The organism is Streptomyces sp. NPDC051909, assembly GCF_040681095.1.
In the GTDB taxonomy this organism is placed as follows: domain Bacteria; phylum Actinomycetota; class Actinomycetes; order Streptomycetales; family Streptomycetaceae; genus Streptomyces.
Genome location: NZ_JBFAYA010000015.1, coordinates 106,675 through 119,321, shown reverse-complemented (window position 1 = coordinate 119,321; position 12,647 = coordinate 106,675). Strand labels below are relative to the sequence as shown.

Genomic DNA, 12,647 nt, shown 5'->3' with positions numbered 1-12,647 from the left:
GGTCCGGCGAGCGGGGTCCACCTGTCGGCGAACCGGGTCCACCGTCCCGCACCTGTCGCGATCCCGCTCGGGCCTGTGGAAAACCAGGCGTATGTGGATAACTTCCTCACCCCCGCGAGCGATTGCCGCGGTGGCCCGGGGTCGGCGAACCTGGAACGAGTCCGGACCTCGCGGGCGGCCAGCCCTCACCGGCCCGACCCCGGCCCCGAGGTCAGGGCAGTTCGATCCCCAGGTCCCACCCGTCGTGGGCCCGCGTGCACAGGCAGTCCCGGTCGACCGTCGCGGGAAGCGCGCCGACCGCGTCGAAGAGCACGTCGCGCAGCCGGCCGACGTTCTCGCCGAACACGCGGAGGACCTCGGTGTGCGAGACCCCGTCCCCGGTCTCCGCGCCCGCGTCCAGATCCGTCACCAAAGCGAGGGAGGTGTAGCAGAGTCCCAGTTCCCGGGCGAGGACGGCCTCGGGGTGGCCGGTCATGCCGACCACCGACCAGCCCGCGGCCGCATGCCACCGCGACTCGGCGCGCGTGGAGAAGCGGGGGCCCTCGACGACGACCAGCGTGCCGCCGTCGACCGGCTCCCAGCCCCGGCCCCGGGCGGCCTTCAGGGCCACCTGCCGTCCGTCGGGGCAATAGGGGTCGGCGAAGGTCACGTGGACCACCTGGGGCACCGCCCCGCCCCAGGCCTCGGGCAGGGGTTCACCGTCGAAGTAGGTCTGCGCGCGGGCCTTCGTCCGGTCGACCAGCTGGTCGGGTACGACGAGGGTGCCGGGGCCGTGTTCCTCGCGCAGCCCGCCGACCGCGCACGGCCCGAGGACCTGGCGCACGCCCACCGAGCGCAGGGCCCAGAGGTTGGCGCGGTAGTTGATCCGGTGCGGTGGCAGCCGGTGGTCCCGGCCGTGCCGGGGAAGGAAGGCGACCCGTCGGCCGGCGACCTCACCGAGGAAGAGGGAGTCGCTGGGGCTGCCGTACGGGGTGTCGACCGGCACCTCGGTCACATCGTCCAGGAAGGAGTAGAACCCGGAGCCGCCGATCACGCCGATGTCCGCGAACGAGTCCGCCGCCGGTCCTGTTCCCCCGACGGTCGTCCGGGCGGCTGTCCGATCAGTCCTGTGGGTCGCCATGGTGGCCACCCTAGCCATCCCGTCCGACCGACAGTCCGGGGCCGGCGGGTCCGGCCGGGGGACGGCCGAGGACGTCCGAAAAACGCCGGTGCCCCGCCGCGGGAAGCGACGGGGCACCGGGAAGAACGGAAGAGACGGAGGTCAGGCCGCCGACGTCGAGCTCGACGAGGAGCTCGACGAGCTGGAGGACGACGCCGGCTTCGAGTCCGAGGAGGACGAGGAAGACGTCGTCGACGACGAAGAGGAGGTCGAGGTCGAGGAGGACTTCGACGAGGCCGGCGTGCTGCTGGACGACGAGCCGCGGCTGTCGTTGCGGTAGAAGCCGGAACCCTTGAACACGATGCCGACCGCGGAGAACACCTTCTTCAGGCGTCCCTTGCAGTTCGGGCACTCGGTCAGGGCGTCATCCGTGAACTTCTGCACCGCCTCGAGGCCCTCGCCGCACTCGGTGCACTGGTACTGGTAGGTCGGCACTTGTCTTCCTCCTGGCACTCACACTCATCGAGTGCTAACGACGATCCATAGTGACGTATTCCGCGGGTTCAGTCCACCGGCACGGGAACTCGGTGACCGATACCACGTGCCGCGACCCGGCTCGTCGCGTGGGGTGCGAGCCGCGCACGGAGGGCGACCAGCGTGACCAGAGCGAGCAGGGTGCCGCCGAGTGGCACCAGGAAACCGGTGCTCGCGCCGTGCGCGTCGGCCAGCCGGCCGGCGACGGTGACGGCGGCTGCCTGGCCCAGCGCCACGGCGCCGGTCAGCCACGTGAAGGCCTCGGTGCGGGAGGTCGCGGGGACCAGGGTCTCGACGATCGTGTAGCCGGTGATCAGGGCCGGGGCGATGCACAGACCCACGACCAGGCCCAGTGCGCCGAGCAGCAGGACGGAGTGGACGGACCACAGGAGGGAGGCGGCGACGGTGAGACCGGCGTAGCCGAGGATCAGCCGGCGGCGCGGGCCGATCTTCCAGGCGACGGCGCCCATGGCGATGCCGGCCAGCATGTTGCCGGCGGCGAAGATGCCGTACAGCAGGCCGTTGGCGCCCGGGTTGCCGATCTCCTCGGAGAAGGCGGTGAGCGAGACCTGCATGCCGCCGAAGACCGAGCCGATGCCGAGGAAGGCGACGATCAGGACGCGGACGCCGGGGACGGACAGGGCCGAGCGGTGCGGCTCGCCGTCGGCGTGGCCGGCCGCGGCGGCCAGGCCGTAGGCGGGCTGGGTGCTGCGCTGGGCGGCGAAGAAGAGGCCGCCGATCAAGGTGAGCGCGGCCTCGGTGATCAGGCCGGCGGCCGGGTGGATGCCGGTGCACAGGGCGGTGGCGAGGACCGGGCCGACGACGAAGGTGAACTCGTCGGTGACCGACTCGAAGGCGGCGGCGGTCGGCATCAGCGGAGTGTTGTCCAGCTTCGCCGCCCACCGGGCCCGGACCATCGGGCCGACCTGCGGCACCGAGGCGCCGGAGGGGATGGCGGCGAGGAACAGGGCCCACATCGGGGCGCCGGAGAGCGCCAGCGCGACGAGGAGGGAGACGGAGGCGGTGTGGATCAGCACACCGGGGACGAGGACGGCCCGCTGGCCGAAGCGGTCGGCGAGCTTGCCGCTCTGCGGGGCGAACAGCGCCATGGAGACACCGGTGACGGCGGCGACGGCGCCCGCGCTGCCGTAGGAGCCGGTGGTGTGCTGGACGAGCAGGACGATGCCGATGGTGAGCATCGCGAACGGCTGGCGGGCGGCGAAGCCCGGAAGGAGGAAGGAGAGAGCACCGGGGGTGCGCAGCAGCCGGCCATAGCCGGGCCGCTTCTCCGCGACGACCGTGGACGCCACGGTCCATGCCTTTCTGCCGCCTGGTAGCGGGCCCGGGCATGGTGGTGCGGGCGTCGCCGAGAGCTGTCCTCTTGCGCGGAACTGCGGTAGATACCGGGCCCCACTGCGAAGGGCGCCTCGGCCGCCATACGGTCGCGCCAGCTCTGCGTCAGGCAGAGTTGGTTCGATCTGGTGTGCCTTCATGGTACAGGGGCGGGCGCCTTCCCGCCTGGGAAAGCGCCCTCCGGTTCGAATTGAGGCCTGGGATTAACCGGATGTTTGCCGGGGTGGCTTTCGGAAGGGGCGACGGAAGCCGGTCGGGGGGTGGTCCGGCGGGACGGGCGCCGTGCCGCCGGTGCCGAGCCAGCCGGCCAGTTTGCCGCCCTGGCCGACCGCCCGGAGCCGGCGTTCGGCGGCGTCCCGGACCGGGTCGGTGGCGACCACGAGGAGTTCGTCGCCGCGCCGCAGCACGGTGGCGGGGCCGGGGACGAAGCTCTTCTCGTCGCGGACGATCAGGGTGACGGCGGCGCCGGCGGGCAGCCGGAGCTCGGCGACCTCGACGCCGTGCATCTTGGAGGCCTCCGGGATGGCCACGGAGAGCAGGTGGCCGCGCAGCCGTTCCAGGGGCGCGGACTCGACGCCGAGGTCGGCGGCCTCGCCCTGGTCGCCGAGCTTCAGGGCCTTGGCCAGCCAGGGCAGGGTCGGGCCCTGGACCAGGGTGTAGACGACGACCAGGACGAAGACGATGTTGAAGATCCGTTCGCTGCCCTCGATCTCGGCCACCATCGGGATGGTGGCCAGGATGATCGGGACGGCGCCGCGCAGGCCGGCCCAGGACATCAGGGCCTGCTCCTGCCAGGGGATGCGGAAGGGGAGGAGGCTGACCAGGACCTCCGTGGGGCGGGCGACCACGGTGAGCACGAGGCCGATCACGACGGCGGGCCAGAAGTCGTTGACGAGATCATGGGGGGTGACGAGCAGACCGAGCAGGACGAACATGCCGATCTGGGCGATCCAGCCGAGACCCTCGGCGAAGCCGCGGTTGGCCGGGGCGTGCGGCAGCTTGGCGTTGCCGAGCACCATCGAGGCCAGGTAGACGGCGAGGAAGCCGGAGCCGTGGGCCATGGCGCCCGCGGCGTAGGCGACGACCGCGATGGCCATGACGGCGATCGGGTAGAGGCCGGAGGCGGGCAGGGCGATGCGGCGGAGCCCGTAGGCGCCGAGGAAGCCGACGGAGAGGCCGATGGCGGCGCCGATGGCGAGCTCCAGGGCGATCTCGCCGACCAGGACGTACCAGGCGTCGACGTGTCCGACGGTGGAGAAGGCGACGACCAGGATGAGGACGGGGGCGTCGTTGAAGCCGGATTCGGCTTCGAGGACGCCGGTGACGCGTGAGGGCAGCGGCACCTTGCGCAGCACGGAGAAGACGGCGGCGGCGTCGGTGGAGGAGACGACGGCGCCGATGATGAGGGCCTGCTGCCAGTCGAGCCCGACGAGGTAGTGCGCCCCCGCCGCCGTGATGCCCACGCTCACCGCGACGCCGACGGTCGACAGCATGACCGCCGCGGGCAACGCGGGTTCGATCTCCTTCCACTTGGTGCCCAGGCCACCCTCGGCCAGGATCACCACAAGTGCGGCATAGCCGATCACCTGGGTCAGCTCGGCGTTGTCGAAGGCGACGTTGCCGATGCCGTCCTGCCCTATGGCGACCCCGATCCCGAGGTACAGCAGCAGGCTGGGGAGCCCGCTCCGGGACGAGATGCGCACCGCCGCGACAGCGATGAGCAGCACGAGCGAGCAGATGAGCAGGAGTTCGTTGAGCTGATGGACAGTCAGTGGCCGTTCCTTCCCCTCAAAGGTGTTCCGGGCGCCGCGAAGGGATCGTTCCTGCGGCACCGGTACTTCGTTACCTTACCTAATCTTTAACGCATCCTTGACGCCCTCTTGGTGTGTGATCGCACAACAGTCCGTATAAGAACGGATCTCTTCCTGACTCCGCGTCCGGGGCCTCCGGACGCTGCGCCTAAGGTTGCTCCCGTACTCCAGGACCACCCTGCCCCTCGAAGGACAGCGATGCCCTCCAACACGACCGCGCCCCCTGCCAAGAAGAAGAAGGGACGGCGAGCCCGCCTGATCGTCCTCGTCCTGGTGCTCGCGCTGGTCGCGGGCGTCGGGTACGGGGCGTACTGGGGCGTCAGCACCGTCCGCGGCTCCTTCCCGCAGACGACCGGCTCGATCCGCCTCGACGCGCTCTCCGGACCCGTCGAGGTCAAGCGCGATGCCAACGGCATCCCGCAGATCTACGCCGACAACGAGGCGGACCTGTTCCGCGCGCAGGGCTACGTCCAGGCCCAGGACCGCTTCTACGAGATGGACGTCCGCCGTCACACGACGGCCGGCCGCCTCTCCGAGATGTTCGGCAAGAGCCAGGTCGACACCGACGCCTTCCTGCGGACCCTCGGCTGGCGCAAGGTCGCGCAGGAGGAGTACGACAAGGTCCTGTCGGCGGAGACCAAGAAGAACCTCCAGGCCTACGCCGAGGGCGTCAACGCCTACCTCAAGGACCGGGACCCGGCCGACATCTCCGTCGAGTACGCGGCCCTGGCCTTCACCGGCGACTACACGATCGAGCCCTGGACCCCGGTCGACTCGGTGGCCTGGCTCAAGGCCATGGCCTGGGACCTGCGCGGCAACATGCAGGACGAGATCGACCGCTCCCTGATGACCAGCCGGCTGAAGCCGCAGCAGATCAAGGACCTCTACCCGGGGTACCCGTACGAGCTGCACCAGCCGATCGTCGACCGCGGCGCCGTCGACAAGGTCACCGGCAAGTTCGACCCCGAGGCCGAGCCGAAGGAGGGCGGCGACGCGGCCTCCGGAGGCACCGGCACCTCCGGCGGGCAGAACGGCATCCAGTCCCAGCTCGCCGCGCTCTCCGACGCCCTCGACGAGATCCCGGCCCTGCTCGGCCCCAACGGCAACGGCATCGGCTCGAACTCCTGGGTCGTCTCCGGGAACTACACGACCTCCGGCAAGCCGCTGCTCGCCAACGACCCGCACCTCGCGCCGATGCTGCCGTCCCTCTGGTACCAGATGGGCCTGCACTGCCGCTCGGTCTCCGCGACCTGCCGCTACGACGTCGCCGGCTACACCTTCTCCGGCATGCCCGGCGTGATCATCGGACACAACGACTCGATCGCCTGGGGCTTCACCAACCTCGGTGCCGACGTCACCGACCTCTACCTGGAGAAGATCGGCACCGACGGCTACGTCGTCGACGGCAAGACCAAGGCGTTCGTCACCCGCGACGAGGTCATCAAGGTCGCGGGCGAGGACGACCGCCCCATCACCATCCGCTCCACCGAGCACGGCCCGCTGGTCTCCGACCGCTCCACCGAACTGGAGAGGGTCGGTCAGACGGCCCCCGTCGGCAACGCCGCCCCCGACCGCGGCACCGGCTACGGCGTCTCCCTTCGCTGGACGGCCCTGCAGCCCGGCAAGTCCATGGACGCCGTCTTCGCGCTCAACCGCGCCAAGGACTTCACGAGCTTCCGGGCCGCGGCCAAGGACTTCGAGGTCCCGTCCCAGAACCTGATCTACGCCGACACCGCCGGCAACATCGGTTACCAGGCGCCCGGCAAGATCCCGGTCCGCACCAAGGGCACCGCCTACGACGGCACCCTGCCCGCGCCCGGCTGGGACTCCTCGTACGACTGGAAGGGCTACGTCCCCTACGCCGAGCTGCCCTACGAGTACAACCCGAAGCGCGGCTACATCGTCACCGCCAACCAGTCGGTCATCGACGAGAAGAAGTACCCCTACCTCCTCACCCGGGACTGGGGCTACGGCTCGCGCAGCCAGCGGATCAACGACCTGATCGAGTCCAAGCTCAAGGACGGCGGCAAGATCTCGCCGGACGACATGCAGACCATGCAGAGGGACAACCGCAGCGAGATCGCGACCCTGCTCAACCCGCTCCTGCTGAAGATCGACATCTCCGACCCGCAGGTCCGCGAGGCGCAGAAGCTGCTCGAGGGCTGGGACTACACCCAGGAGCCGGACTCGGCCGCCGCCGCGTACTTCAACGCGGTCTGGCGCAACGTCCTCAAGCTCGCCTTCGGCAACAAGCTGCCCAAGGAGCTGCGCGTCGAGGGCGAGTGCATCAACGTCCGTGTCGCCGACACCACCGGCCCGGTCGACGAGCAGAACAAGCTCGTCGCCGAGTGCGGCGAGCGCGACCCCGACACCGCGCAGCCGGACGGCGGCGACCGCTGGTACGAGGTGGTCCGCCCGCTCCTCAAGCAGGAGAAGAACGAGTGGTGGAAGACCCCCGGCGACCGCCTGGACCCGGCCACCGAGACCCGTGACCAGCTGCTCGCCCGCGCCATGAAGGACGCCCGCTGGGAGCTGACCGCCGAGCTCGGCAAGGACGTCTCCACCTGGAGCTGGGGCCGGCTGCACCAGCTGACCCTGAAGAACCAGACCCTCGGCACCGCCGGCCCCGGCTTCGTGCAGTCCATGCTCAACCGCGGCCCGTGGAACCTGGGCGGCGGCGAGGCCGCCGTCGACGCCACCGGCTGGAACGCGGCCGGCGGCTACGACGTGATCTGGGTGCCGTCCATGCGGATGGTGGTCAACGTCGGCGACTGGGACAGGTCCCGGTGGATCAACCTCAGTGGCGCCTCCGGCCACGCCTACCACAGCCACTACACCGACCAGACGGAGAAGTGGGTCAAGGGCGAGCTGCTCGACTGGTCCTACGGGCAGGCGGCCGTCGAGGCCACCACCCAGGACACCCTGAAGCTGGAGCCGTAGGGCCCCGGCGGCCCGGCAGGCGGTCAGGCGGTCAGGGCGCGAAGCGCCGGACCCCCTCCGGGGTCACCACCGCGTGCACGGGGTGGTCGTGCGGTTCCTCCGGGACCCGCGCGACCACCTCGTTCGCGTACAGGAGCACCACGAGCGCCGGATCCGCGCCCGCGCGGACGAGCCGGGCGAGGACCCGGTCGTACGAACCGCCGCCGCGGCCGAGCCGCATGCCCCGCCCGTCGACCGCCAGGCCCGGCAGCAGCACCGTGTCCGCCTCGCACACCGCCTCCGGGCCGAGCCGTTCGCCGACCGGTTCGAGCAGCCCGCGGCCCGCCTTCGCCAGCCGCTCGGGACCCTCGTACGGCGCCCAGTCGAGGTCGTTGTCGGGCAGCAGGACCGGCAGCAGCACCCGTACACCCCGCTCGCGCAGCACGTCGAGCAGCGCACGCGTGCCCGGTTCGCGCCCCACCGAGACGTACGCGGCGACGCTGCCCGCCTCCGCCAGCTCCGGCAGGTCGAGGGCGGCCCGCGCGAGCTCCTCGGCGGCCCGCTCGCGCTCCTCGGCGGTCAGGGCGGCGCGGGCGCCGAGCAGGGCCCGGCGCAACAGCGCCTTCTCAGTGGTGTTCTCGGTGGGTTCGGTGGCGGGTCCGGTGGCGGGTCCGGTGTGGGGTTCAGGGCTCAACGCGGCTCGTATTCCTCTTGTATCGGGCGGTAGCGGTACGAGGGTTGAGAAAGCTCATGTGATCCTTACCTTCCGCACATACCGAACGGCTAGGGTGCACCGCATGACTCAGACGCCGTCCATCACAAAGGCTGTCATCCCGGCCGCCGGTCTCGGCACCCGGTTCCTGCCGGCCACCAAGGCGACGCCGAAGGAGATGCTGCCGGTCGTCGACAAACCGGCCATCCAGTACGTCGTCGAGGAAGCCGTCGCCGCCGGGCTCTCCGACGTCCTGATGATCACCGGCCGCAACAAGCGCCCGCTCGAGGACCACTTCGACCGGAACTACGAGCTGGAAGAGGCGCTGACCCGCAAGGGCGACGAGGAACGGCTCGCCAAGGTCCAGGAGTCCAGCGACCTCGCCACCATGCACTACGTACGCCAGGGCGCCCCGCGCGGCCTCGGCCACGCCGTGCTGTGCGCCGCCCCGCACGTCGGCGAGCAGCCCTTCGCCGTGCTCCTCGGCGACGACCTGATCGACCCGCGCGATCCCCTGCTCGCCCGCATGGTCGAGGTCCGCGAGCGCTTCGGCGGCAGCGTGGTCGCGCTGATGGAGGTCGAGCCCTCGCAGATCCACCTCTACGGCTGCGCCGCCGTCGGCCCCACCGGCGAGTCGGACGTGGTGAAGGTGACCGGCCTGGTGGAGAAGCCGGAGCCGGCCGAGGCGCCCAGCAACCTGGCGATCATCGGGCGCTATGTCCTCGACCCCGCCGTCTTCGCCATACTGCGCGAGACCGCGCCGGGTCGCGGCGGCGAGATCCAGCTCACCGACGCCCTGCAGAAACTCGTCCAGGACGAGCAGGCCGGCGGCCCCGTGCACGGCGTCGTCTTCAAGGGCCGCCGCTATGACACCGGCGACCGCGGGGACTATCTGCGTGCCATTGTCAGACTGGCGTGCGAACGTGATGATCTGGGGCCGGACTTCCGGACCTGGCTCCGCAGTTATGTCAGCGAGGAGATGTAGCACCTTGAGCAGCAGCGGTACGGCACCGTCGGACCACGGCCACGGCCACGGCCACGACGGCAGCCATGGCCAGGGCCCCGGCGACCCCTGCGCCGGCCCGGCCAAGGGCCTGTGGTCCGTCGACGAGCACCTGGCCGACGTCCTCGCGACGGTCTCCCCGCTCGAGCCCATCGAGCTGCAACTGGCCGACGCCCAGGGCTGCGTGCTCGTCGAGGACGTCACGGTGCCGGTCGCGCTGCCGCCCTTCGACAACAGCTCCATGGACGGGTACGCGGTGCGGGTCGCCGACGTGGCCGGGGCGAGCGAGGAGTTCCCCGCCGTCCTGACCGTGATCGGCGACGTCGCCGCCGGGGCCGGCGGCCTGCCCGAGGTCGGCCCCGGCCAGGCCGCCCGGATCATGACCGGCGCCCCGCTGCCGCCCGGCGCCGAGGCCGTCGTCCCCGTCGAATGGACCGACGGCGGCACCGGCGGAGGCGCCGCCGGCGGGATGCGCCCGGCCAGCGCCGCCCCCGAGGGAGCGGCCGGCGAGGTCAGGGTCCACCGGCCCGCCGAGGCCCGCGCCCACGTCCGGGCCCGCGGCAGCGACGTCACCGCGGGCGAGCTCGCGCTCGCCGCGGGCACCGTGCTCGGCCCGCCGCAGATCGGTCTGCTCGCCGCGATCGGCCGCGGCACCGTGCGGGTGCGCCCCCGCCCGCGGGTGGTCGTGATCTCCACCGGCAGCGAACTGACCCAGCCCGGCGAGCCGCTGGGCGAGGGGCAGATCTACGACTCCAACAGCTTCGCCCTCGCCGCCGCCGCCCGCGACGCCGGAGCCCTCGCCTACCGCGTCCCGGCCGTCGCCGACGACGCCGAGTCGCTGCGCGCCGCCATCGAGGACCAGCTGATCCGCGCCGACCTGATCGTCACCACCGGCGGCGTCAGCGTCGGCGCCTACGACGTGGTCAAAGAGGCGCTCACGGCCGACGGCGAGGTCGACTTCCGCAAGCTCGCCATGCAGCCCGGCAAGCCGCAGGGCTTCGGCATGATCGGCCCCGACCACACCCCGCTGCTCGCGCTGCCGGGCAACCCGGTCTCCTCGTACGTCTCCTTCGAGCTGTTCGTCCGGCCCGCCATCCGCGCCCTGATGGGCCTCGCCGACCGGCCCGACACGCACCGGCCCCGGGTGCGCGCCGTGCTCAAGGCCGACCGGATGCTGTCCTCGCCGGCCGGCCGGCGCCAGTTCCTGCGCGGGACGTACGACGCGGAGTCCGGCGCCGTCAGCCCCGTGGGCGGCTCCGGCTCCCACCTCATCGGGGCGCTCGCGCACGCGGACGCGCTCCTCGTCGTACCGGAGGAGGTGACCGAGGTCGAGCCCGGCGCGGAGCTCGATGTGCTCCTGCTGGGGTGACCACCGGCTGAACCTCGTCCGGTGCGTCGGCGCCGGTGGGGGTACCGTGTCGTCCCACACAGCGACCGGGAGTGTCACCGCCATGAGCACGCAGCAAGGACTCACCCACATCGACGAGGCCGGGGCGGCCCGCATGGTCGACGTCTCCGCGAAGGACGTCACCGCCCGCACCGCCCGCGCCAGCGGCCGGGTCCTCGTGTCGCCGCGCGTGATCGAGCTGCTGCGCGGCGAGGGCGTCCCGAAGGGCGACGCGCTCGCCACCGCCCGGATCGCCGGGATCATGGGTGCCAAGAAGACCCCCGACCTGATCCCGCTCTGCCATCCGCTGGCGGTCTCCGGCGTGACCCTCGACCTCGCGGTCGCGGACGACGCCGTGGAGATCCTCGCGACGGTGAAGACCACCGACCGCACGGGCGTGGAGATGGAGGCCCTGACGGCGGTGTCGGTGGCGGCGCTGACCGTCGTCGACATGGTGAAGGCCGTCGACAAGGGCGCGGTCATCTCCGACGTGCGCGTCGAGGAGAAGACCGGCGGCAAGTCCGGCCACTGGACGCGGAGCGAGGCGTGACCCGCGCGGGCAAGGTGGTGGGGGCGCACGCGCACGAGGCCGACGCGCACGAGGCTCACGCCCACGAGGCTCACGCGCACGAGGCTCACGCCCACGAGGCGCCCGCCCCGTCGGGGACCGCGCTCACCGCGCCGTACGCCGCGCTCGTCGTCACCGCCTCCAACCGGGCGGCCGCCGGGATCTACGAGGACAAGGGCGGCCCGCTGATCGCCGACGGGCTGCGCGCGCTGGGCTTCGCCGTGGACGGCCCGCAGGTCGTGCCGGACGGCGCGCCCGTCGAGGCGGCGCTGCGCGCCGGCGTCGAGGCGGGCTACGACCTCATCCTCACCACCGGCGGCACGGGCATCTCGCCCACCGACGAGACGCCCGAGGTCACCCGGAGGGTCCTGGACCAGGAGATCCCGGGCATCCCGGAGGCGATCCGCGCGTACGGCCGGGAGAAGGTGCCCACGGCGGCGCTCTCGCGCGGCCTCGCCGGGGTCGCGCGCGGCCCTCGGGGCGACGGCACGCTGATCGTCAACCTGCCCGGCTCGTCGGGCGGGGTGCGCGACGGGCTCGCGGTCCTGGAGCCGCTGCTGATCCACGCGGTGGACCAGATCCGCGGCGGCGACCACCCCAGACCGGCCACGGAAGCGGGCCCGGAGTCATGATCCCGTCCTGGCCCGTGGTCCTCGTCGACGGCGACGTGGTGCTCCGCCCGATAAAGATGCGCGACCAGCGGGCCTGGCGCGAGGTGAACCGGCGCAACCGCGACTGGCTGCGCCCCTGGGAGGCGACCGTCCCGCCGCCCGGCCCGGGCGGCCCGGTGACGCAGCGCCCCACGTACCGTCAGATGGTGCGCCATCTGCGGGCGGAGGCGAACGCGGGCCGGATGCTGCCGTTCGTCATCGAGTACCAGGGGCGTCTGGTCGGTCAGTTGACGGTCGCGGGAATCACCTGGGGTTCGATGTGTTCGGGCCACGTGGGCTATTGGGTGGACCGCGACGTGGCCGGCCGCGGTGTCATGCCGACGGCGGTGGCGCTCGCCGTCGACCACTGTTTCCGCTCGGTCGGACTGCACCGGATGGAAGTCTGCATTCGCCCGGAGAACGGCCCCTCCCGGCGGGTCGTCGAGAAATTGGGATTCCGCGAGGAGGGGCTGCGGCCGCGCTACCTCCACATCGACGGCGCCTGGCGTGACCACCTGGTCTTCGCGCTGACGGCGGAGGAGGTGCCGGAGGGCTTGGTGCGGCGTTGGCACGAAGCCCGCCGCCAGCACCAGTAATTGCGATAAGTGTTC

Annotated in this window: 11 protein-coding genes; 6 read left to right on the top strand and 5 right to left on the bottom strand. The window is 71.9% G+C overall.

Annotated features, from left to right (window positions below; genetic code table 11):
* Positions 1-211: 211 nt before the first annotated feature.
* The 4 genes from AB0M18_RS23930 to AB0M18_RS23915 all read right to left on the bottom strand — a co-directional run bounded on the left by AB0M18_RS23930 (position 212) and on the right by AB0M18_RS23915 (position 4,758).
* Positions 212-1,120 (bottom strand): S-methyl-5'-thioadenosine phosphorylase, encoded by a 909-nt coding sequence (locus AB0M18_RS23930; RefSeq protein WP_365761217.1) that lies wholly within the window; start codon positions 1,118-1,120, stop codon positions 212-214.
* Positions 1,121-1,261: 141 nt separating this feature from the next.
* Positions 1,262-1,594, bottom strand: a complete 333-nt coding sequence (locus tag AB0M18_RS23925; protein WP_365761215.1) for an FmdB family zinc ribbon protein — start codon at positions 1,592-1,594, stop codon at positions 1,262-1,264.
* 68 nt (positions 1,595-1,662) lie between these two features.
* Positions 1,663-2,943: an MFS transporter gene (locus tag AB0M18_RS23920; protein WP_365761213.1), complete on the bottom strand. Its 1,281-nt coding sequence runs from the start codon at positions 2,941-2,943 to the stop codon at positions 1,663-1,665.
* Positions 2,944-3,189: 246 nt separating this feature from the next.
* Positions 3,190-4,758 (bottom strand): potassium/proton antiporter, encoded by a 1,569-nt coding sequence (locus AB0M18_RS23915; protein WP_365761391.1) that lies wholly within the window; start codon positions 4,756-4,758, stop codon positions 3,190-3,192.
* Between the two features lie 237 nt (positions 4,759-4,995).
* On the opposite strand from AB0M18_RS23915, the gene AB0M18_RS23910 reads away from it, so the two are divergent.
* Complete coding sequence (locus tag AB0M18_RS23910; protein ID WP_365761211.1) at positions 4,996-7,737, top strand: penicillin acylase family protein; 2,742 nt, start codon at positions 4,996-4,998, stop codon at positions 7,735-7,737.
* A gap of 31 nt (positions 7,738-7,768) precedes the next feature.
* Here the strand turns inward: AB0M18_RS23910 and AB0M18_RS23905 are convergent, their stop codons facing one another.
* Positions 7,769-8,335, bottom strand: a complete 567-nt coding sequence (locus AB0M18_RS23905) for a 5-formyltetrahydrofolate cyclo-ligase (RefSeq protein WP_365761389.1) — start codon at positions 8,333-8,335, stop codon at positions 7,769-7,771.
* Between the two features lie 178 nt (positions 8,336-8,513).
* Between AB0M18_RS23905 and galU the strand changes: the two genes are divergently transcribed.
* The 5 genes from galU (at position 8,514) to AB0M18_RS23880 (ending at position 12,632) form a co-directional block, all read left to right on the top strand.
* A complete protein-coding gene (gene galU, locus AB0M18_RS23900; protein WP_365761209.1) occupies positions 8,514-9,413 on the top strand; it encodes a UTP--glucose-1-phosphate uridylyltransferase GalU in 900 nt (299 codons plus the stop codon).
* A 109-nt stretch (positions 9,414-9,522) separates the two neighbouring features.
* Positions 9,523-10,800, top strand: coding sequence for a gephyrin-like molybdotransferase Glp (gene glp, locus AB0M18_RS23895; RefSeq protein WP_365761387.1), 1,278 nt, complete (start codon positions 9,523-9,525; stop codon positions 10,798-10,800).
* Positions 10,801-10,882: 82 nt separating this feature from the next.
* On the top strand, positions 10,883-11,368 hold the full coding sequence (moaC, locus tag AB0M18_RS23890) for a cyclic pyranopterin monophosphate synthase MoaC (RefSeq protein WP_365761207.1): 486 nt from the start codon (positions 10,883-10,885) through the stop codon (positions 11,366-11,368).
* The gene (locus AB0M18_RS23885; protein WP_365761205.1) at positions 11,365-12,018 is read left to right on the top strand and encodes a MogA/MoaB family molybdenum cofactor biosynthesis protein; all 654 of its coding nucleotides are present in this window, start codon (positions 11,365-11,367) and stop codon (positions 12,016-12,018) included. Before moaC ends, AB0M18_RS23885 begins: the two co-directional genes overlap by 4 nt.
* Positions 12,015-12,632: a GNAT family protein gene (locus AB0M18_RS23880; RefSeq protein ID WP_365761203.1), complete on the top strand. Its 618-nt coding sequence runs from the start codon at positions 12,015-12,017 to the stop codon at positions 12,630-12,632. Before AB0M18_RS23885 ends, AB0M18_RS23880 begins: the two co-directional genes overlap by 4 nt.
* Positions 12,633-12,647 lie beyond the last annotated feature (15 nt).